This is a genomic window from Saprospira grandis str. Lewin (genome assembly GCF_000250635.1).
GTDB lineage: Bacteria > Bacteroidota > Bacteroidia > Chitinophagales > Saprospiraceae > Saprospira > Saprospira grandis.
In genome coordinates this window covers 3,683,015-3,704,294 of the sequence record NC_016940.1, presented here as the reverse complement: position 1 = coordinate 3,704,294, position 21,280 = coordinate 3,683,015, and the positions used below count along the sequence as shown (strand labels likewise).

The following is a 21,280-nucleotide window of genomic DNA, read 5'->3' as shown; positions in this document are numbered from 1 at the left end:
GAACGTAGTGCCCTTACCCCCAAAATTAGGACAGTAATTTAAGGTGGAAAAACGAAAGAAAAAAGTCGTATAATGAAGCACTAAATTACAAAAGAGATGAGAAAGAAGCGTCGTAATTTCAGTTCTAAATTTAAGGCAAAAGTAGCCTTAGAAGCGCTAAAAGAGCAATTGACCTTGGCAGAATTAGCGACAAAATATGAGCTACATGCAAATCAAATATCGGCCTGGAAGAAAGAGCTTTTGGCCAATAGTTTTTTGCTTTATGAAAAAAAGCGAGGGCCCAAAGTGGATGTTGATGAAGAAAAAGAAGCCCGTTTATATGAGCAAATAGGCAAGTTGCAGTTTGAGCTAGACTGGCTTAAAAAAAAATATAGAGGAATGTGATGAAGCTTTAAGACTGAGCCAAATAGCAGTATTAGAAGGACTTAGCATAGCTCGGCAATGTGAGTTAATGTCGGTTTCCCGATCAAAATACTACTATCAAGCTGTGGGCGAAAGTGCAGAAAACTTAAAGCTGATGCGTAAAATTGACGAGTTTCATCTGTCACATCCAGAATGGGGCTACCCTAGGATGACCGAGTATTTAAGGGCCTCCGGCTTGACTTGCAATAGAAAACGAGTTGCTCGCTTGATGAAAAAGATGAATATTCGATCTGTTTTACCTAAGTCAAATACCTCATTATCAGCCAAAAGCCATAAGAAATACCCTTATTTACTTCGAGGCCTAAAAGTGAGCCGTTCAAATGAAGTTTGGGCAACTGACATTACTTATATTCCTATGCAAGCGGGTTTTATGTACTTAACCGTTGTCATGGATTGGTATAGTCGATATGTTTTGAGCTGGCGGATTTCGAACAGCATGGATAAGCGATTTTGTCTAGAGGCTCTGGACGAAGCTTGGAAATGGGGGCAGCCAGAAATATTTAATTCTGATCAAGGAGCCCAATTTACTTCTCTAGAATTTACGTCTGAGTTGCTCAACAGAGGAATTAAGATCAGCATGGATGGGAAAGGCCGAGCCTTAGACAATGTGTTTGTAGAAAGATTATGGTGGTCCGTAAAATATGAGCATATTTATTTGAGAGCTTATGAAAATGGTTTAGATTTACACAAAGGACTTAAAGAGTATTTTAATTATTATAACAATCACAGGCTTCATAGTTCTTTAGGATATAAAACTCCTCAAGATATTTTTCTTCAGCATCTTCTCTAGGGAGGGGAGCTAGCTCCCCTCCCTGAAGAACCTCCACCTTAAACTAAGGGACTTTCTGTTTAAGCATTGGGGTAGGCGCATAGCGCCGACGAGCGAAGCGAGACGGAGGCCCCTAAATAACAATAAACTGCAACAACAAGGACTTTTGTCTGTCCTCGATGACCGAAGAGAGTAACGCCCCAAATCCCTCCCCCACAAAATATTTTAGGCATTTCTCCCCTACTTATGCTTAGGGCTTCTTACATTTGCGAGAATCTAATACAGCGAACATTTGGAAAAGAAGGAACTACCCAAAATATCTATTGTTACCGTAGCTTATAATTGCGAAGCGGTTTTGGCCCAAACCATGGAATCGGTGGCGGCGCAGGATTATCCCAATATGGAATACCTCATTATTGATGGGGGCAGTAAGGATAATACGCTGAAGATTGTAGAGCAATATGGGGAGCAGGTGGATTTTTTGCTCTCGGAGCCAGACAAAAATAATTATGATGCCATGAATAAGGGCATGAAACACGCCACTGGCGATTATGTCTGGTTTTTGCATGCTGGCGATCTGGCCCTAGAACCCACTACCCTCAGCCAAGCTTTTGCGGCTGGACAAAATGAAGATTTTGTCTATGGCCGAGTGAAAGTACTGGATGAAGCCGGGACCGAAATTCCTTGGCATAAACAGCATCCCTCCCCAGAGGAGTTGAGCTGGAAAAGCTTTCGGAATGGGATGGTGATTTGCCATCAGGCGATGTTTCCGCATAAAGATATTTGGACCGATTACCGCTTTGAGGATTATGGCCTAGTGGCCGATCTCGATTGGTCGATCCGTACGCTCCAACAAGCCAAAAGCTTTCGAGATACCGAAACGGTGCTTTGTTCCTTTCTCAAAGGGGGACTCTCGGCCAGAAACCGCAGAGCTTCTCTGATTGAGCGATTCCATATTCTTCGCCAGCATTTTGGCCTCTTCCCCACCCTTTGGGAGCATGTTCAAATCTTTGGGCAGGCCATCAAAAGAGGTAAAATTTCACACTAAAGTTAAGTTAGCGTCTCATGAAAAAAGCATTAATTACGGGTATTAACGGACAAGACGGCTCTTATTTGGCCGAGTTTCTCCTTGATAAAGGTTATGAAGTTTGGGGAATCCTCAAACGAAATTCTGTTGCCGAAAACCAAACCTATCGCCTCAATGATATTTATGGACACGAGCGCCTAAAATTGGCTTATGCCGATATGCTCGATATGGCCTCGTTGATTCAGGTTTTGCAAAAGGCCCAGCCCTGCGAAATCTATAATTTGGCCGCCCAATCTCATGTTCGCATTAGCTTTGACCAGCCTATTTATACGGCTCAGGTGACGGGTATGGGTACCCTGAATTTGCTGGAGGCCGTCCGCCTAACTTGCCCCGATGCCCGCATCTATCAAGCAAGCTCTTCGGAGATGTTTGGCAATAATATCGATGCCGATGGCTACCAAAGAGAAACAACGCCCATGAACCCAGTTTCGCCTTATGGATGTGCCAAGGTGTTCTCTTATAATATCTGCCGCAATTATCGCAACTCTTACAAAATGTATATCTCTAATGGCATTCTCTTTAATCATGAGTCACCTAGACGAGGAGTTAATTTTGTAACAAATAAAGTAGCTAAAGAAGCGGTACGCATCAAATTGGGCTATACCGATAAATTGGTCTTGGGCAATACGCAGGCTACCCGAGATTGGGGACATGCCAAGGATTATGTGCGCGCTATGTGGATGATTTTGCAGCATGAGCAGGCCGATGATTTTGTTTGCGCTACGGGCATTTCGCATTCGGTCCAATATCTAGTCGATTATGTTTTTGATCGCTTAGGGTTGGATACCGAGACGCAGCTGACGACTTCTGAGCGCTATTTCCGCCCCGAAGAATTGCACGACCTAAAAGGAGATGCTGGCAAAGCTAAAGAATTGCTCGGCTGGACCCCCGAATATAGCTTTGAGCAGATGATGGACGAGATGGTCGATCACTGGTTTGATTTCTATGAGAAAAATCCTAATATCCGCAGTTAAGTTATGGCAAAACGATTAGTGACTGGCGGCACGGGCATGGTGGGTTCTGCTATTCCGGCCGACCTAAAAATTGGCCGCAAAGATTGCAATTTGGGCGATTGGCAGGCCGTTAATGCCTTTTTTGAAAAAGAAAAGCCCGAGGAGGTCATTCATACCGCCGCTAAGGTGGGTGGAGTTTGGGCCAATATGCATCAAAAAGGAGATTTCTTTCGAGAAAATGTTTTGATGAACACCCATGTTATTGAGGCCGCTCGACTGCATGGAACCAAGCGATTGCTGGCCTTTTTGTCCACCTGTGTGTTTCCCGACCAAGTGAGTTATCCTCTCGATCCGCAAAAGATCCATTTGGGTCCCCCACACCGCTCCAATGATGCCTACGCCTATGCCAAACGCATGGTCGATGTGCAATTGCAGGCCTATCGGGAGCAGTATGGTTTGGAGTATATTTCGGTCATTCCCACCAATATTTATGGGCCCAACGACCTCTTTGATTTGGAGAATGGACATGTGGTGCCTGCCCTCATTCATCGCTGCTTTTTGGCCCGTGAAAAAGGCGAGGATTTATCGGTTTGGGGATCGGGCAAACCGCTCAGAGAGTTCATTTTTTCAGAAGATGTGGCGCAACTTAGTGACTGGGCGGTCAGCAATTATACCGAAGCCGAACCTTTGATTTTCTCTACTTCAGAGGAGGTCTCTATCAAAGAAATGGTCGAAATGATTGTCGAGCTCTTAAACTTTAAGGGCAAGCTCATTTGGCAAAGCGACAAGCCCGATGGGCAGTTTCGTAAACCCAGCGATAACAGTAAAATTCGGTCGCTGCTGCCCAACTTTCAATTTACGCCCGTTTATGAGGGCCTAAAGAAAACGATTAGCTGGTTTGAAGAAAATTATCCGCAGATCAGAAAGTAATTTGGCCGCTGTTTCTTGTTGTTGTTTTGGGGCGTTACTCCCTTTGGTCATCGAACTGCGCCCTAAAGGGCTTGTTGTCGCTGCGGCTACGCCTTGCGGCGCTACGTTTACTCCCTTTGGTCGTCGAACTGGCGCCCCTATAGGGGCTGGTTGTCGGGGCTCGCAGATGTTTTGGGGCCTCCGCCTCCCTTCGGTCGTCGGCGCTACGTTTCGGGGCTCGCAGGTCTGCTCGGCCCTTCGCTTTTTTCGCTTTGCTCAAAAAGCTCGGTCTGGCCTTCGGCCACCCCTACACATCGCTAGGCCAGGCCTCCCTTCGGTCGGCCTTCGCAAAAGCTTAAGGAAATATTAAACTTTATGGTCTAAAAAGGCTCGAAGCAATAGTTTTGAGCTTTTTTTTATGCTTGGCAACAAATACTATTTTTTTTTATTTAAAAAAATGTACATTAGCGGAAAGAACATCAATCCCCAAATAATTATGATGACAGAAGAACTCATCCGTCTAAAATCTATTGGGCCTATAGATTACTATCTGCGGCCAGATAAAATTATTTATGCCAAATTTGACGCGTCAAAAAAAAGCTTAACAGTAAAAGACATTGATGAAAGTTTACTTTTATTAGAGGAGCAAGCCAAAATTCAGGGACAAGCACTTTTAGTACTTGTCAATTTGCACCAAATGCCCTCTTTACCTATAGAGGTGCGCAAACATCTTCGTTCTAAAGAAGTAAGTCAATTTCACGAAAACAGCAAAGCTACAGCGCTTGTGATCTCTAATAGTTTATCTAGGTTATTAGGGAATCTTCTTTTGACTTTAGTTACAGGACAAGTAATAAAGCTCTTTGCTACTGAGGAAAAAGCGATTGACTGGCTAAAACAGCTTTAAAGGATTAGTCTAAAATTAACAGCTAGTTCATTCTTCTAATAAAATCGTTTCATTAGTTTTGGCCCTTGAACAATACTAAAAAGTCTGATGAACAACGAACAGCTAGAACTACTCAAAACTATTGGCCCAACAAAGTACTATAGAACATCCGATAATTTCATATACTTAAATTCAGAACAAGAAAATGTTCCCTTAGAATTAGAGCATATGAAAAGCAGTTATCTCTATTTGAAAGAGCTGTCTATTCAAGAAAACAGGCCCTTAAAAATACTTGTCGATTTTTCTAAAGTGCGGAGAATTGCTAAAGAGACTAGAGAGTATATGCGTAGTGCAGAAGCAAAAAGCTTCTCTCCTTATATTAAAGGTACTGCACTAATTACCTCTAGCCAACTTTCTAAAATGCTTGGTAATTTTGTCTTAGGCACCTTAAAAGGAGATCAAGAAACTAGGCTTTTCACCAATGAAGAAAAAGCGATTGACTGGTTAAAACAGCTCTAAAGGAGTATAAAAATTTAGCATTTTTTATTTAGTTTTGTTACCTTGGGTTTTACAAGGGCCTTCTGGCCATAAAACAACATAAAGATGGACTTTCTTAACGATGAAGATCGCTTAAATAACCTCATTGAAGTCATTAGTGGAATGGCTGGCCTTGACTTTTCACAAAAGGCCCTAGTTGATGAGTCTGACAACCCACTAAACACAATTGCTCTAGGTATCAATATGTTAGCAGAGGAACTAGAATCTTCTGTAGTTAGTCGTTCTGAGCTAGAGTCTCAGAATGAAGAGCTAGAGCGTTTGACCCGTGAGCAGGAAGGTGCGCTACTCGAGATGTCGACGCCTATTGCCCAGCTTTGGGAGGGTATTTTGTTACTTCCTTTGGTTGGTTTTATGGATGCTAAGCGGGCGGAGGATGTACTGCATACGGTTTTGCATGAAATTGCCCGTAGTCAGGCCAAAATTTTCATCTTAGATATTTCTGGGGTGACCGTAGTAGATACTTTCGTGGCCAATCATTTTATTAAAATTGCCAAAGCGACTCGCTTGATGGGTTGCCGCTCTATTTTGTCGGGTATTACGCCTGCGGTTTCTCAAACTATTGTGGACCTAGGCATTGACATTGACAAATTGAAGACGACGGGCAGCATGAAAGATGCCCTAGATTATGCCTTCCGCCAAACGGGCTTTCAGTTGGAGCGCCAAGATGAGGAAGAAGATTAAATAAGGGCCTCAAAAAGAATATTCAGCCATTTTCTGTCTAAGTTGCCAGAAAATGGCTTTTCTTTGCCCCTAAGAAAAGGGGCTTTTGGTCCAAGTAGCGGCTTTAGCCGCTATATCATAAAAATGCCTTTGGCGGCGGAATCGCCGCATCGGCTGAGGGATGGACAGCAGTGGCCGCAGGCCAGACCCAGGCGGCAAAGCCGCCGCAGGGCCGAGCAGACCTGCGAGCTGCGACAACCAGCCCCGAAGGGGCGCCAGTTCGACGACCAACGGGAGTACCCAGCCCGACCCGACCGATAATTCATGAGGGTTTCAACCCTCATTTTGTATATCTTCGCAAAGCGATACCGCTTTGCGCTGGCTTTCAAGCCAGCGGAAGGGGCAGCCCCAAAAACAGCAGAAAAAATAAATACTCGTGAGTAAGTATCAAAAAATACAGATTAAGCAGGCCGTAGGTGTAGTGGGGGCCGGTAGTTTTGGCCTAACCATAGCGGGTTTGCTGGCTGAAAATGTGGAGGATATTCTGATTTATACCCGCAGAGAGGAAAATAAGGCGAAAATGCAGGCTCGAAAAGGGGAATATGCCCAGCTTTCGCCCAAAATTAGGGTAACGACCTCTTTGGAAGAAGTCGCCAAGGATTGCCAGCTCATTTTTCCGGTGGTTCCCTCTAAGGGCTTTAGAAATATGATGCAGCAATTGGGCCCCTTGCTCAATCCGCAACACTTTTTGATTCATGCCACCAAGGGTTTGGATAGTTCTTTGGCACCTAAGGAAGGAAAAATCAAGCCTGAGCATATTAAAACCATGAGCCAGTTGATTGAACTGGAGAGTTTGGCTTGTCGGGTGGGCTGCCTTTCTGGCCCTAACCTGGCCTCCGAAATTCAGGAACATCAGCCAGCGGCTACCCTCATTGCCAGCAAATATACCGAAGTCATTAAGATGGGACAGGCGGCCTTGCGCAGCCCTCGTTTTCAGGTTTATGGCACCCATGATATTTTGGGCGCCGAGCTAGCGGGTGCCTTAAAAAATGTGGTCGCTTTGGCGGCTGGACTTTTGGGCGGAAAGGGACTAGGCATGAACATTTGGGCCTTATTGGTCACTCGTGGACTTTCGGAGATGATTCATATTGGCAAAGCCATGGGGGCTGATGTAAAAGCCTTTTTGGGTGTGGCCGGAATTGGCGACTTGATTGCCACCGCCTCTTCGACCAAAAGTCGAAATTATAAGGCGGGAGTGGCTTTGGCCCAAGGAACGCCCATGCGAGAAATTGTGGGCGCAGATGGCGATATGGTAGAGGGGTTTCGGACCTTGGAGATTATCAACCAGCTTTGTCAGGCCCTAGAAATCAATAGCCCCATTTTTGAAATTGTGCATCGGGTGGTGTTTAAGGGGATGGAGCTAGAGCGGGCCATTCATTTTCTCATGACCTACCCTTATGCGGTAGATGTAGACTTTTTGTAGGATGCGGTATTATTGGCAAATTTTGGGCATCTTGATTTTGCTTTGGCTGGGCCTTTTTGCCTTGGCCAAAATAGAACTGCCGCCAAGTTGGAGCATTTCATTTGATGCGCCTGGCCTAAGAGCCTGGCTGCAAGATGAAGAAGTAGAAGAGCAAGTAAATATTCCCGACTCTCGGTCAAAAAACGATAGTTTGGAACAAGAGGAGGAGCAAAAAGAAGATAAAACGGCGGCCAAAAGTCAGCAAGATAGCAGCTCAAAATATATCTTATTGGCTGGCGATTCGATGATTGAGCATTTTAAGGCAACGATCAAAAAGGAAGCTAGGGCTCATGGACATCAAATCATTAGCTGTATTTGGTATGGCTCGCATACGACCCAATGGAGCAAAAAGAAAAAGCTCAAGGAGTTAATCAAAGACTATCAGCCCGATATTATTTTCTTTTCGGTGGGGGGAAATGAAACCCTCTTTAGAAATATAGAAGATCGGCGGCCTTATATCAAAGACATCAAGGCGCAGGCCAAGGGAATTCCCTTTATTTGGATTGGCCCGCCCAACTGGAAAGAGGATAATGGCTTTAACCAGATTTTGAAAGAAGAAATTGGCGATAGCTGCTACTACCCTTCTATTGAGTTGCGCGATCAGTTGGCCCGCAAAAGCGATGGGGCGCATCCCACTCGAAAGGCTAGTGTCATTTGGGCCAAGGCCTATTTAAAATGGTTTGCCGAGCAAAGTGCCTATAAAAATCACTGCTGGATTTGGCCGCCCTTGACCAAATCAGAACGAAGAACCTATGTAAAAACCGAATTAGATAGCCTATTACCAGAGCGGGCATTGGGGCATTCGGTTCGTATTCTAGAACTCAACAAATAAGCGAGATGCAAGCGCTCTTAGACCTGCTGACCTATCAGGAGAATATGCCCTTTATCTTTAATAGCGGCCGTTTTCTCTTCTTTTTCAGCCTTTTATTTGCGGCCTATGGCTTGGTGGTTGGCCATAAAACGGCTCGCTTAGCCTATTTGACGGCCTTTAGTCTGCTGTTCTACTATATTTCTAGTGGGGGCTTTCTCTTCTTGCTGCTCTTTTGTATCCTCTTCAATTTCTTTTTTGCCCAAATACTTCCACCTAAAGAGGAGGAAAAATCGCCGCCAGCACTCTTAAGCCTGGGCATTTTGGTCAATCTTAGCTTTTTGCTCTATTATAAGTACGCCAATTTTTTTATTGGCAACCTCAATGGCTTAGGCTTAGATTATCCTTTGATTGACAATCTGGTCTTGCCCGTAGGCATTTCCTTTTTCACCTTTCAGACGATTAGTTATTTGGTGGATGTGCGGCAGGGAAAGATTCCTGTAGCGACTTCTTTGCTTGATTTTGCCTTTTACCTCAGTTTTTTTCCCCAATTGGTCGCGGGGCCTATTGTGCGGGCTATTGATTTTCTGCCCCAATTGGGACGCAAAATTTATTATCGGCCCGCTCGGGAAGAAGAGGCCAACAGCAAGGCTTTTTTCTTAAATAAAGCGCTTTTGGGTACTGGACTTTTCCTTATTCTGAAGGGCTTGCTCAAAAAGGCGCTTTTAGCGGATTATTTGGGCCAATATGTAGATTTGGTCTTTAGTCAGCCCGAAGGGCAAACGGCCTTAGAGGCTTTGCTGGGCATTTATGCCTATACCATCCAGATTTATGGGGATTTTTCGGGCTATTCGGATATGGCGATTGGCCTTGCCTTGCTTTTAGGTTTTGAGTTGCCCGACAACTTCCGTCGGCCCTATCGCGCCTTGAATATTACGGATTTTTGGCGGCGTTGGCACATCAGTTTATCTTCTTGGTTGCGCGATTATATCTATATTCCCTTGGGGGGCAACCGCAAGGGGCCGCTTAAGCAATACCTCTTTTTGATGATTACCATGTTGGTCGGTGGGTTTTGGCATGGAGCCTCTTGGGCCTTTGTATTTTGGGGCGGCATGCATGGTTTGGGCTTGATGTTGCACAAAGCCTGGAAACTTTGGGGCAATCGGCCCAAGGGCAAAATTTGGGCGGTTTTGGCTTGGGTGCTCAACTTTCATTTTGTGGCCTTTCTTTGGGTCTATTTTCGGATGGGCAGTTTTGAGGGCAGCAATTTATTGATTGGCCGCTTGTTTACGAATTGGCAGTTGGCTCAATGGGAAGCTTTCTGGATGGCGCGGCCTACTGTGGTCGTCTTTTTGGGCTTGGCCCTTTTGCTGCATTTGTTTTCGGATCGGGACAAGCAGAATATGCAACACTTTTTTGGGCAGCTGCCCTGGGCCTTTCAGGCCTTAATATTTTTGTTGGCCCTTCTGCTCATTTTTCAGTTTCAATCGGCTGATGTGGCGCCTTTTATCTACTTTCAGTTTTAGCCAAAAAAAGGTCCTTTCTGTACTAGAAAGGACCTTTTTAGGGGCTGGCCAATTAAGATTTATCGCTTAATAAACTGCTTTGTTAATTGTTGGCCTTGCTCGCTTTCTAGCAAGATATGATAGATTCCTGCCTCCAAGTTTTGGACATCAATTTGTTTTTGCTGGCCAGAAAACTGTCCTTGCCCTAGCAATTGGCCCAAATTATTGTAAATGCGGTATTGTCCTAGCTGAGCTTCTTCCAAGTTGATTGTTAGGCTGTGGCTAGTAGGATTGGGAAAGAGCCCAAAGTCAAAAGTGGCGCTTTCTACTTCTGTCAAGTTGTTGAGCAGTTGGGTATTCCAAATGACCAAAACCTCAGGAGAAAAGCCTACGGGGAATGTTCCCAAGCTATCGCCAGAAAGGTTGTAGCGAATGCCGGTGTTGCTGCTTTGGTTGCCAAAGTTTACTTGACTTACATACAAAAACCCATTTTGAGCATCTAGGGCAAAAGCACCAGAAGCGTAGGGAATTAAAGCCGTATCAATTACGGTATTATTGATAAAATCATAGCTGCCGATAGCGCCATTATAAACGGTGTAGGCGATGCCGTTTTGGTCCAATTGAACCGCATTGCCATAGCTAGGTGCCTGAAAGTTTACGGCAGCGCTCTGCGTCCATTTTTGTCCGCTATTGATATTCAAATAAGAGAGGCTGTTGCTTTCGTTATTGATGCCTACAACGAGGCTATCGCCTAGGCTGAATAGGCGGCCTAGCTCGCTGCCTGTGCTACTCAAAGTATCATTGCCCAGATAGCTGTTATCGGTCAAATTTACCTTGGCCAAATAGCCCAAAGTATCGGTATAGCTAGCGGTGCTGCTATTTTGCGCAATATAAAGGGTGTCGCCAAGCACAACAAAATCCTTCACGCCCTTATCAATTTGGCTGATAGAGCTCTGAAAACTCAGGTCGCTTTTATCAAAGATGCGTAGATTATCGGAGCTGCTGCCATACCAATTGCCCACCAATAATTTGTTCTGATAAAGGCCCAATTTGATGGTACTGACGCTACCAAAAGCGGCGGCAGCCAGGCGGTCGCCCGTTTGCAAATCATATTTATAGATACTGTCTTGAGCCGCCACATAGGCATATTGATCGTCCTCAATCAAAAGATCTTGCACAGAATTGGTCCCCATACTATCCAAAAACTGATAGCTATCATCGGCGGGATCATAAACGCCCAAATTGGCGGTTTCTGTGGCCGAGCCAAACAAGCCCCCATTCAAAACCAATAATTTTTGGCCCCAAAGGCCAGTGCTCAAAAGAGCAAAGCAGCATAAACTTAATAAGCGCATAGATAAAGATTAAGTATAAAAAAATAGCGCAAAGTATACACAGCTCGCCCCCCTTTGTGCAGACAAAGCAGGCCCAAGCCGCCCATCTTTGACGCGAAGATGTTCTGGCGGAAACCTCAGGGCAGCGATCCGGCTTTACGGTTGCGCGACAGCAAGGGAGTTTCACCCTTTTCCCTTTTAACTTGCCCATTTTTGGACAAGACCCTTAGGTTCTTGAATTGGAAAAATCTAGTTGTTTTGGTTTTGGGGCTGCCCCGCCCTTCGGTCGGGTCGGGCTGTGTCAGGGCTCGCAAGTCTGCTCGGCCCTGCGGCGGCTTTGCCGCCTGGGTCTGGCCCTTTGGGCCACCCTTTTCCATCCCTCAGCCGAGGCGCTGGCTGCTGGCCAGCGCCTTCTAGGTCCAAAAAGATCTTTCCTTCATTTGGCCGCAAAGCTAGTAGTTTTTGGCAGCTTTGCAACTTATATCTTTGTTAAAAATGGAGAAAATGGCCTCGCCATTGTCCTTGGCTGTTGTATTCTAGGGCAGGAAAAGGCAGTTTAAAGACATTGAGCATCATGAAAAAGGACTTTAAGCTTTTAGATTTGGTTGGGATTCGCTCAAAGTCTACATCTAGAGATAAATAGTATTGGCTCATGCGGGGATAATTGGCGGGGGCCTCAAAAACGGCCAAATCTTCATTGTACCAGCGGTTGCGCTCGGCCCCAAAGACGTTTTCTATGCCATAGCCAAAGGCGATATTGAGCCAGGGGGGCAGATATTTTGGGCGTTGGGGCAAAAAGGAAGCAATATTGACCGACATCCAGATCGTTTGCCCATTATATTCCTTAAAAAAGAGTTCGGGAAAGCTGTTTCCATAGAGTTGGTTGGCTCGTTCTTGCAAACTTGTTTCGGCCAAGGGATTGTTTCGGGCGTAGATGGGGGAATTGGCGTAATTGGGTCGGTGCACAGAGAGTTTAAAGAGCACTCTTTGCTCTTCCCAAAAGAGTTCTTGGGCCAAATAGGCCGAGGCGCCCAGAGTATTAAAGCCAACATCGCCCCAACTGAAGCCCCAGGCCTCAGAATAGCCATCCATTAGCTCAACGGTACCTTGAAAGAGCATGCTGCCGCCAAAGCCGACCCAAGCCGCCTGTTTCTTAGGCATTCCCGCCCAATGGTACAAATGGCCCAGCCATTTGGCCTCAAAGTTAGTCGTCATGAGGTGGCCCATTTTATCCATTTGTCGCCAGCCATAATTATCATTAAAGAAATGGAAAGAGCTTCGGTCGTAATTGGCGTACCAAGCTCTGGCCAGGGCATAAGAAGTGGCGGAATAGCCTGCGCCGACCGTTCCCGTTACGGTCCAAAAGCGGCCCCGATGAAATTTTGGGGCGGGCTGCCAAAACGAAAGCTGGCTACTATCTTGGGCAAAACTGCCTAGGGCCAAGCAAGAAAAGAGGAAGAGAAGTAATCGTTTTTTCATACCTAAAAATAAAGAACTCTGTCAAGAAGATTGGCTTAGTGGACTTTAAATAAGGGGGAGTTGGGCCTTTTTGCGGCGGATAATTGCTGGTCCAGAAAGGCGCGAAGCGCCTTGGCCTAGCGATGTGCAGGGGTGGCCGCAGGCCAGACCGAGCCGCTGAAAGCGGCGAAGGGCCGAGCAGACTTGCGAGCCCCGAAACGTAGCGCCGCAAGGCGAAGCCGCAGCGGAGGCCCCAAAACAGCAGTGAGCCCCGACAACCAGCCCCTATAGGGGCGCCAGTTCGACGACCAAAGGGAGTAAACGTAGCGCCCGCCGAAGGCGGGAGGCCCCAAAAAAGAAAAAGGTCCCTCCTTGGTAAGGAAGGACCTAATAGTTTAGATCAGAAGAGATCGATCTTATTGTTTAACAAACTGCTGGCTGAGTTGCTGGCCGTTAGTGGTTTGCAAAACGAGCTGGTAGAAGCCAGCGTTTAGGCTAGCTGTGTTAATTTCTTCTTGTTGGCCGACAAACTGTCCTTGCGCCACCAATTGGCCCAAAGCGTTATAGATGCGGTATTGTTCGGCCTCCACCTCTTTCAAGCTAACCGTTAGGCTATTTTGGGTAGGATTAGGGAAAAGGCGGAAAGCGGTTTGGGCTTCGGCGATGATATCATTAGATAGTGTGGGGTTGCCATAAGCAGCAGTAAGGTTGAAGATAGCGGCCACCTCTTGGGCGTTGATAGCGCGGCTATAGATCATAGGATCGTCAAAAGCGGCTACTCCAGCATCGCCAAAACCGGCAGCACCAAACTGGATAAACTCTAGACTAGGGCCACCACAAACATTAGGGCTAGGCGCTGTGGTAGAGACCATTACCGTGTCCACATAAAGGCGCATGGTATCATTGACTCGAGTTAGGGCCACAAGATGCCAGTTTCCATCGCCAATATCCATAGTATTCACATCAGAAGAGACAGATCCGATCGAACTGCAAGGAATTGTTCCCTCTTCTGAATTTTGGCTAGCATCTACAGTAACGGTAGAGCCAGATCCCGCCAATTCTAGTGCTATACTGTTCACTGCATTAGGGTTACTGATATCAGTGCCGTTAATATAAACCAAGCGGCCATCATTTGTTGTTGCGGCCTGCTTGACCCAAACAACGATACTATAATGAGTTTCATCGAGCAAGACACCGCCGCCCAAATTGCCCCCATACAGGCGTCCATTAGTGGTATTATTGACATAGCTAAAAGCGGCATCGGCATTACCAAAGCGGTCGGCCACTAGGGTAAGGTCGGCTCCTACGGTCAAGTCGTTAGGGGCTACAGTACTTCCAGAGAGGTCTTCTCCGCTGTTATTACAGGGATAATAAGCCTCTAGGCCAGCGGCCAAGTCTACTTGAGCATAAAGGCCTTGCATAGAGAAGCAAAGCAAGAAAGCGAATAGGGATAGGTTTTTCATCTACTTAGATTGAATAGTTATATAATGTTCTTTTAAGTTAGTTGGGGCTCAAATGTAAATAAAAAAGCCAAAGCGATGAAATATCAGGCTTTGACTTTTTCTTGAAAAATAAAATTTAAAATTAGGCTAACATGAAAGACGGTCTCCTAATCTATTTTAAAATCTAGGCTATTGAGCCATTCAAACTTTTGGATGGTTCCGTCTGGATTTTTGCATTCTACAGCAGGTGGATTTCCGGGGCCTTCTCCCCCGGCATAGCTAAGGATATATTTTTGAGGCTTGCCTTGAAACTGCACCGTACTGCCGTAATAGACGCCCATATCGGTTCGTTGTTCTTCGCTAGAGATTAGTTTTTCGAACTTCTGGCGTTTATCGGAAGCATAATAAATGTTTTTCCCTTCATTTTTGAAATAGAGATATTCGGTGCTACCATCTGCATTTTTGCAGCGGAACATGCCTCGGCTACCTTCGGCCTCCCAGAGTGATTTAAACTCCTGTTTGCTTCCGTCGGGATTGATAGAGATTAGGCCACAGGGGCCACAGGGGCGGTAAACTTTGTAGACCGTTTTTTGGCCGGGGAAGCTAAAGCCGGGGGCCTTTTTGGGATCTTCTAGCAGCATATCGTCCCATTTTCCAGCGACCAACTGCAGTTCTACCCCTTTGGGGTATTTTTTAGAATGATACATCAGCTTATTGCTGGCGGTTATTTTGAGCAGCTCCTTGCCTAGGCCGGGACTAGAAGAGACAAAAACATCTGTATACTCCTTTTCTTGATGGTCAAAGGGAAGCGCTTCTGGCTGCTCTCCTATGAGTTGGATGCCTTTGGGGGCCGCTTCTTTGGGGGCGGCTTCGCTTGGGCCCTCGCTTTGGTTGTTGGTGGTAGCGGCCGTTGTTTGTTTTTCTTGGGGCGCTTGTGTTTTTTCGCCGCCGCAGGCCATGACCAATAGGGCTAAGCTAAAGGGCAGCCAAATCCATTTTAGTTTTTGCATCGGGTAAATTTTGAGGATGAAATAAGTCTCAAAAAATAAAAAACTTACTGGAATTATCCCAATAAGTTTTCTCCTCTCCCCTACTTATTTTTCCGCCCTAGTTCCTCTACCTTCTTGAGCCAATTGGCTCTAAAGGCATCTTTAGACATTCGGACAGGGCCAATAGAAGTGATTTTCACCGATTTCACGCCAATGAAATTCATGGTCAATTTTTTCATGGCATTATGGCTAGGCGCTTTATATATCCAGTTATAATACCAGTTAGGTTGATCCATGGTCGAGATGATTCTAGAGGTTTTTCCGGTAAAAAACTTATCCCACCACAAAGAGTCGTCTCGCTTCTTAAAGGCAAAGCCTGGCAACAACACTCGATCTAAAAAGCCTTTCATAATGGCGGGAACAGAACCCCACCAAACGGGATACACCCAAACAATATGATCGGCCCATTTTAGGGTTTCTTGGCTGTGGAGTAGATCCGGCTCTAATTCGGTCCGCTTTCGGTAACCGTATTCTAGGTTGGGATTAAAATCTAAGTCCCGAATATTGATTTCTCGAACTTCGGCTCCCGATTGCTCGGCCCCCGCTTTATAAGCTGCAGCCAAGCTAAAGTTGTAGCTTTCCTTATCGGGATGCCCAACGATAATCACAATTTTCTTTTTCATACATTTTTTTAAGGCGTAATTGAACTACTCCAGCGCCTTCAAGGCCTGTGCCGCCTTTGCATTTCCTGCCAAACGTTCCAAAAGGGCTTTGGCAGCTGCCTTATTGCCCTCTCTTACTGACAAAGCGGCTTTGTTGAAAACAGCCGATTCTTGCAGGGGGTCTAAATCTAAAGCCTTATCATAAAAGTAGTGGGCCCGCTTAAAGTTGCCTTTTTGGGCGGCAATAAAGCCTAGGTTGGCATAGGTCAAGGGCCGCTTGCGATCCTCTAAAAGGACCTCCTGAAATAGTTGCTCGGCCTTGGCAGTTTGCCCCAAACGCGCATAACAAACGCCCAGCTTTTCTCTAAAATCTAAATGGTAAGGCAATAAAGCAACCGCCTGACTGAAAAAGGGCAAAGCCTTGGCCCAATTCTGCTGCCGATAACAAGCCTCGCCCAAACGATAGGCGGTCCAAGCATCTTTTTCTTCCGCTGCCTTGGCCTGCAAGGCTAGCTCTTCTAGGGCTGTATAACGGCCCGCAGCAAAAAGTAAGTGAATTTTGGTCTGCCGCTGCAATTCATTTTCTTCCTTTTCCTGATCCAAATAGTATCGAGCCGAATCTAAAACGGCTGATTGCCCCATAAATTTGTCGTAAAGGGCCAAATAGCCCCTCGCCATATCCAAATTGCTGGGCGAGTCTTTGCTCAAACAAGCTAAACCCAAAAAGGCCGCTACTTCTTCGGTCTCTTCTTGGGTTAGGGCCATGGCCGAACGAGCCGTTGCCTTGGAGATATTGTGGTCCGTAATGGTCACATGCGGAATATCAATGCTGCCCGATCTCGGCATATGACAACTCACGCAATCGTCTTGCTTTTCTAAACGCTTGGCGGGTTCTACCGAACAGAAGTTGGGCGCAGTAGGCGCATGACAACTCAAACAGCTTTCATTGTAGCGGTTTTCGGTCCTCGATTTTACATCATGATGCGGATTATGGCAGCTAATACATGATAGTTCTTCGCTTTTTAGGTAGCAGGGACTCAAACGCAGCCGGTCGGCCTGTGAGGCCATAATAAAACGCTTATCCGAATTGCTAAAACGAGGCAAAAAGACTTGCATGACCGATGATAAGGGCATACCTGGCTTAAAATCATAGAAGCTTTTGCCCGGATTCAAGACCGCTACGCCCTGCAAATGACAACGCTGACAAAGATCCATTTGTAGCTCTCTCGACAAATGCCGCGGATTGACTATGCTGTAATCGATCTGCTTGCTGGTGTCTACAATTAAACCCGCCAATTTCTCTTTAACATGAATGCTCCCTGGCCCATGACAACGCTCGCACTCTATTCCCTCAGGCATTTCTAGGTATTTGTTCAGCCCGCCTTCCTCCGCCTTGGGCAAGTGGTTGTGGCAGGTCAAACATTCATGCGCAATCAAACGATCAAAGCGACTGTTTTGCCCCTCCTCAAAGCCCGGCGCCAAGTCCCAACGCCCATCCTGCGTATAGTAGGTCACTGGCGCCTGATATACATAGCCGTTGCGGTTGATTAAATGGGAGTTGGTATGATGCCCCGAACCAATAATGTAGCTGATTTGCTCCAAACGCTTATGAGTGGTGTCGCCTTCTGGCCCCAAACGATATTCTAAGACATAAAGCTGCGAGTCTCGAGCAAAGGGCAGATAATAGTATTGACTAGCCGTATCAAATATGCTTTGATGCCCCGCCCAATCTGCCGCAGAATTGGCCTGATGCGCCTTGGCAAAGGATCTGCCCATGCCCGTTTTCACATAGCTCTGATGCACATTCCCATGGCAGCTCTGACAGCTCGTCATGCCCACATAAGTCGCCGAATCTCCCAAATTCCGAAAGCGATGATCTGCCGAAACTCCCTTTTCTTCTGCTCCCCCACTACAATAAACCAACAAAAGCGCCAGCGCAAAGCCCAGCATATATATCCATTTTTTCATGCCTTTCTTTTCTCCCAAATATACAAACTGTAAAAGATTTTCTGATCATTTCTGTTTTTTTGGGGCTGCCCCTCGCCTTTGGCTCGGGTCGGGCTATGTCGCAGCTCGCAAGTCTGCTCGGCCCTGCGTTTTTTTTCGCTACGCTCAAAAAAACTGGGTCTGGCCTTCGGCCACTGCTTTCTATCCCTCAGCCGCTCATCTAATTTTTTCAGGCCATTGTTTTTCTTCGGCGGTTTTGGTTTTATTTTTCTGGAGCAGTGGGTTAAAACCCTTTCCTTTACATTCTCCTCTCTACTATCTCCACAGAAAAAGTTGAGGGACTAATAAAATAACGTTTGGGCTCAAGATAGCGCTCCAAGAAGTAGCCTTTACAAAAAGGGAGTTCACACAAAATATCGAACAGGATCAGAGTTCTCTATTATTTTTGCGAACTTGGGCCCCTGCAAAACGAATCTGGGGAAACCAGCTGGTCCAGAGGCGGGCGAAGCCCGCCCGGCTTAGGGATGGATAGCAGTGGCCCGAAGGGCCAGACCCAAGTTTTTTGAAGCGAAGCGAAAAAAACTGCAGGGCCGAGCAGACCTGCGAGCTGCGACACAGCCCGACCCGAGCAAAGCGAGGGGAAGCCCCAAAAATAGAAAACAATATACCCTTGAATAAAAAACAGCATATTAGCATCCTGCTAGCCACTGCCCTGATTAGCCTTTTTATGCTTTGGGGCATCATTAGCCGAATACAATTTGATTTTGACCTGCGAAATTTTTATCCCTTAGAGCATGAAGAAACCGAATATTTTGAGGGATATGTAGAGCGTTTTGGCTGGGATAACAATTATATTTTGTTGGGCGTAGAATGCAAGGGGGCACATATTTATCAGCCGGCTTTTCTAAAAGAGGTGGATAGTTTGAGTAATAGTTTGCTACAATTGGAGGAAATTGTGCAGCTAATTGGGCCAACAAAGCAAGAAATTTATCGCTATGTTCCTTTTATGGACCTGATGAATAGCAGCCCTTTATTGGCCCTAGATAGCTCGGCGGCTCGGCTAGCTCAGGATAGCCTAAAGGTGGTGGAGCGGCCCGATTTGTTGGGCCAACTTTTTGCCGAAGACCAGCAATCTGTCTTGATTTTGATGCAGCAAAAAGAAGGCATGCAATATGAAGATTGCAAGCGGCTAATTGGGCGGATAGATAGTCTGATTCAGCCTTTTGAGGAGTTTAAGGCCCTGCATTTTGCGGGAAAATGCTACGGACAAACCACTTTTGTCGACTTGTCTAGACAGGAGGTAGCCACCTTTGTCGGCCTCTCTATTTTGGTCATTATTATTGCCCTTTTCTTTAGTTATAGAAGGTTTTGGGGCGTTTGGATGCCGCTTTCGGTAGTAGGAATTACCGTACTTTGGACCCTAGGAACGATGATGTGGCTAGGGTTTTCGCTAGACTTTATCTCCAATATGATTCCCACGATTATCCTCATTATTGGGATTTCTAATGTGATTCATTTATTTAGTAAATTTTTGCTCGGCTTGCAGGCCGGGCAGGCCAAAAAGCTAGCGCTCAAGCAGGCCATCAAAGAAGTTGGGCGGGCTACTATTTTGACCAGCGGGACCACGATTATCGGCTTTTTGAGCCTACTATTTTCCAATGTGAGTCCATTGATTAACCTAGGTGCTTTTGCGGCTTTGGGCCTTATTTATGCCTTTTTACTAACCTATAGTTTTTTCCCGGCCCTGCTCATGATCAGCCAGGCAAACTTCCAACTAAAAGCCGCCAAAGACGACTTTTGGCAGCAGCAATTGGGCCGTTTGGCGCTTTGGGTAGAGGGGCATTATGGGAAAATCATCATCGGTTCTCTTTTGCTGATGGCTCTAGGGCTTTGGGGCAGTAGTCAGTTGCGGATCAACCAGCATGTCCTGGATGATTTGAGTGAGCGGCACCCACAGATTGTAGACTCTCGTTTTTTTGAAAATGAGTTTAAGGGAACCCGTCAATTTGAGATGGAAATCATCTTGCGAGACAGCAGTAAAAGCCTGTCGGATACGGCAGTTTTGCGGGCTTTGGACCCACTAGAGCGCTATTTACTGGAGGATTATGGTTTGGGGAGTATGTTTAGTCCTTTGGCCCGATTAAAAATGGCCAATCGGATGACGCATTCGGGCAAGGCGGACTATTATCGGCTACCTCAGAATCGGTCCGAATGGAAAAAGGCCCAAAAAATAGAGGCTAATTTCTTGGCCAATGGGCGTTATCCCTTGGTGGTTTTACCCCAAGGAAAAAGGGGGCGTTTTGCTGGAAAAATGCCCGATATGGGCAGTTTGGAGGCCCAAAAGCGGCATGCGGCCTTGGCCCAATTTATCCGAGAGCAAGAGCTCGACCAGCTCATAGACTATCGCTTGACGGGCTCTGCCTATCTGATGGACATCAACAACCAGTGCATTGCGGATAATGTCTTTTATGGGCTCTTGCTCTGTTTTCTCTTTATTTTTCTGCTCATGCTCTACCTCTTTCGCTCTTGGCGGATGGCGAGCATTGCGCTTTTGCCCAACATTTTGCCCTTGGCCTTGGTGGGCGCACTAATGGCCTGGAATGGCGTAGACATCAAGATTTCCACCTCTATCCTATTCATTATTGCCTTTGGCATTGCGGTCGATGACTCCATCCATTTTATGGCGGCCTATCGCTTGGCCAGCCAAGAGGCCAAAAGCAAAGCCGAGGCGCTACGAAGCTGTTTTCGGGGTACAGGCAAAGCCATTGTCGTCACCACTTTGATCTTGGTTAGCGGCTTTAGTTGCCTGCTCTTTTCTAGCTTTATGGGCACCTTTTACATTGGCTTATACACCAGTATTTGTTTGTTTTTGGCCCTTTTAGCGGATTTATTGCTTTTGCCTGCCTTGATTTTGCGCTTTGGGGAAGAGCTGCAGGAGTAATTTGTCATTTAAATGATCCTATTTTTTTGGGGCCTGCCGCCTTCGGCGGCCGGGCCCTTTCAGGGCTCGCAGGTCTGCTCGGCCCTGCGCCAGCAAGCTGGCTGGGTCTGCCGCTGCGCGGCCCCCTTTCAGGCCCCTAGGCCTGCGGCGGCTTCGCCGCCTGCTCGCTGTGGCTGCAGGTTGAAACCAGCAGCCATACAACAACCCTATTCTACATCTATAGTGCGGAGAGGATTAAAATCCTCTACCGCTTTGAACAAGGGTTATTTTTTATTCGGTAGTTTGATTTTCTTTTTTCTCCCCCATAAATTTTATGGGAACCCTAGGGCCAAGGCCCTAGGCTATTGAAAAAATCGTCATCCCCTCATTCGAGGGGATTTTTCTTTGCGCTTATTGTTTGGCGGTTGTTGTTTTGGACCAGTGGGTTAAAACC

General features: G+C 46.3%; 17 protein-coding genes and 1 riboswitch. Of the genes, 11 read left to right on the top strand and 6 right to left on the bottom strand.

Translation table 11 applies throughout. The features are described from left to right. Positions 1–96: 96 nt before the first annotated feature. From SGRA_RS16420 to SGRA_RS16370, 10 genes are all read left to right on the top strand, one after another. A protein-coding gene (locus SGRA_RS16420; protein WP_425358654.1) for an IS3 family transposase occupies positions 97–1,213 on the top strand; the annotation gives its coding sequence in 2 pieces (ribosomal slippage) (positions 97–381 and positions 383–1,213; 1,116 coding nt in all). A gap of 271 nt (positions 1,214–1,484) precedes the next feature. Then, a complete protein-coding gene (locus SGRA_RS16415; RefSeq protein ID WP_015693916.1) occupies positions 1,485–2,240 on the top strand; it encodes a glycosyltransferase family 2 protein in 756 nt (251 codons plus the stop codon). Positions 2,241–2,257: 17 nt separating this feature from the next. Further along, positions 2,258–3,253 (top strand): GDP-mannose 4,6-dehydratase, encoded by a 996-nt coding sequence (locus SGRA_RS16410; RefSeq protein ID WP_015693915.1) that lies wholly within the window; start codon positions 2,258–2,260, stop codon positions 3,251–3,253. 3 nt (positions 3,254–3,256) lie between these two features. Further along, complete coding sequence (locus SGRA_RS16405) at positions 3,257–4,162, top strand: GDP-L-fucose synthase family protein (protein ID WP_015693914.1); 906 nt, start codon at positions 3,257–3,259, stop codon at positions 4,160–4,162. A 436-nt stretch (positions 4,163–4,598) separates the two neighbouring features. Beyond that, positions 4,599–5,045, top strand: a complete 447-nt coding sequence (locus SGRA_RS16400; RefSeq protein ID WP_187288172.1) for a DUF7793 family protein — start codon at positions 4,599–4,601, stop codon at positions 5,043–5,045. A gap of 87 nt (positions 5,046–5,132) precedes the next feature. Next, positions 5,133–5,543, top strand: coding sequence for a DUF7793 family protein (locus SGRA_RS16395; protein WP_015693912.1), 411 nt, complete (start codon positions 5,133–5,135; stop codon positions 5,541–5,543). Between the two features lie 84 nt (positions 5,544–5,627). Further along, a complete protein-coding gene (locus SGRA_RS16390; protein ID WP_015693911.1) occupies positions 5,628–6,263 on the top strand; it encodes an STAS domain-containing protein in 636 nt (211 codons plus the stop codon). A 415-nt stretch (positions 6,264–6,678) separates the two neighbouring features. Continuing rightward, a complete protein-coding gene (locus SGRA_RS16380; RefSeq protein WP_015693910.1) occupies positions 6,679–7,725 on the top strand; it encodes an NAD(P)H-dependent glycerol-3-phosphate dehydrogenase in 1,047 nt (348 codons plus the stop codon). A gap of 1 nt (position 7,726) precedes the next feature. Next, a complete protein-coding gene (locus tag SGRA_RS16375; protein WP_015693909.1) occupies positions 7,727–8,596 on the top strand; it encodes an SGNH/GDSL hydrolase family protein in 870 nt (289 codons plus the stop codon). 5 nt (positions 8,597–8,601) lie between these two features. Then, positions 8,602–10,098 (top strand): MBOAT family O-acyltransferase, encoded by a 1,497-nt coding sequence (locus SGRA_RS16370; RefSeq protein ID WP_015693908.1) that lies wholly within the window; start codon positions 8,602–8,604, stop codon positions 10,096–10,098. Positions 10,099–10,157: 59 nt separating this feature from the next. Here the strand turns inward: SGRA_RS16370 and SGRA_RS16365 are convergent, their stop codons facing one another. From SGRA_RS16365 to SGRA_RS16335, 6 genes are all read right to left on the bottom strand, one after another. Then, positions 10,158–11,429: a T9SS type A sorting domain-containing protein gene (locus tag SGRA_RS16365; protein WP_015693907.1), complete on the bottom strand. Its 1,272-nt coding sequence runs from the start codon at positions 11,427–11,429 to the stop codon at positions 10,158–10,160. Positions 11,430–11,532: 103 nt separating this feature from the next. Next, positions 11,533–11,651, bottom strand: a riboswitch (cobalamin riboswitch). 246 nt (positions 11,652–11,897) lie between these two features. Then, complete coding sequence (locus SGRA_RS16355) at positions 11,898–12,887, bottom strand: DUF2279 domain-containing protein (RefSeq protein ID WP_015693905.1); 990 nt, start codon at positions 12,885–12,887, stop codon at positions 11,898–11,900. A 395-nt stretch (positions 12,888–13,282) separates the two neighbouring features. Further along, the gene (locus tag SGRA_RS16350; protein ID WP_015693904.1) at positions 13,283–14,329 is read right to left on the bottom strand and encodes a LamG-like jellyroll fold domain-containing protein; all 1,047 of its coding nucleotides are present in this window, start codon (positions 14,327–14,329) and stop codon (positions 13,283–13,285) included. A 146-nt stretch (positions 14,330–14,475) separates the two neighbouring features. Beyond that, positions 14,476–15,318: a hypothetical protein gene (locus SGRA_RS16345; protein WP_015693903.1), complete on the bottom strand. Its 843-nt coding sequence runs from the start codon at positions 15,316–15,318 to the stop codon at positions 14,476–14,478. An 80-nt stretch (positions 15,319–15,398) separates the two neighbouring features. Further along, positions 15,399–15,980 (bottom strand): NAD(P)H-dependent oxidoreductase, encoded by a 582-nt coding sequence (locus SGRA_RS16340; protein ID WP_015693902.1) that lies wholly within the window; start codon positions 15,978–15,980, stop codon positions 15,399–15,401. A gap of 24 nt (positions 15,981–16,004) precedes the next feature. After that, positions 16,005–17,927 carry a tetratricopeptide repeat protein gene (locus SGRA_RS16335; protein ID WP_245538570.1) on the bottom strand — a complete coding sequence of 641 codons (1,923 nt, stop codon included), beginning with the start codon at positions 17,925–17,927 and terminating at the stop codon, positions 16,005–16,007. Between the two features lie 649 nt (positions 17,928–18,576). On the opposite strand from SGRA_RS16335, the gene SGRA_RS16320 reads away from it, so the two are divergent. Next, entirely contained in the window at positions 18,577–20,847 is a 2,271-nt protein-coding gene (locus SGRA_RS16320) for an efflux RND transporter permease subunit (protein WP_015693898.1), read from the top strand. The last annotated feature ends 433 nt before the right edge of the window (positions 20,848–21,280 follow it).

What these genes read in the sequence shown, in the direction of transcription:
- SGRA_RS16410 (WP_015693915.1), top strand. Translation starts at nt 2,258, where the DNA reads ATGAAAAAAGCATTAATTACGGGTATTAACGGACAAGACGGCTCTTAT.
- SGRA_RS16405 (WP_015693914.1), top strand. Translation starts at nt 3,257, where the DNA reads ATGGCAAAACGATTAGTGACTGGCGGCACGGGCATGGTGGGTTCTGCT.
- SGRA_RS16400 (WP_187288172.1), top strand. Translation starts at nt 4,599, where the DNA reads ATGTACATTAGCGGAAAGAACATCAATCCCCAAATAATTATGATGACA.
- SGRA_RS16395 (WP_015693912.1), top strand. Translation starts at nt 5,133, where the DNA reads ATGAACAACGAACAGCTAGAACTACTCAAAACTATTGGCCCAACAAAG.
- SGRA_RS16390 (WP_015693911.1), top strand. Translation starts at nt 5,628, where the DNA reads ATGGACTTTCTTAACGATGAAGATCGCTTAAATAACCTCATTGAAGTC.
- SGRA_RS16375 (WP_015693909.1), top strand. Translation starts at nt 7,727, where the DNA reads ATGCGGTATTATTGGCAAATTTTGGGCATCTTGATTTTGCTTTGGCTG.
- SGRA_RS16370 (WP_015693908.1), top strand. Translation starts at nt 8,602, where the DNA reads ATGCAAGCGCTCTTAGACCTGCTGACCTATCAGGAGAATATGCCCTTT.
- SGRA_RS16365 (WP_015693907.1), bottom strand. Translation starts at nt 11,429, where the DNA reads ATGCGCTTATTAAGTTTATGCTGCTTTGCTCTTTTGAGCACTGGCCTT.
- SGRA_RS16355 (WP_015693905.1), bottom strand. Translation starts at nt 12,887, where the DNA reads ATGAAAAAACGATTACTTCTCTTCCTCTTTTCTTGCTTGGCCCTAGGC.
- SGRA_RS16350 (WP_015693904.1), bottom strand. Translation starts at nt 14,329, where the DNA reads ATGAAAAACCTATCCCTATTCGCTTTCTTGCTTTGCTTCTCTATGCAA.
- SGRA_RS16345 (WP_015693903.1), bottom strand. Translation starts at nt 15,318, where the DNA reads ATGCAAAAACTAAAATGGATTTGGCTGCCCTTTAGCTTAGCCCTATTG.
- SGRA_RS16340 (WP_015693902.1), bottom strand. Translation starts at nt 15,980, where the DNA reads ATGAAAAAGAAAATTGTGATTATCGTTGGGCATCCCGATAAGGAAAGC.
- SGRA_RS16335 (WP_245538570.1), bottom strand. Translation starts at nt 17,927, where the DNA reads ATGAAAAAATGGATATATATGCTGGGCTTTGCGCTGGCGCTTTTGTTG.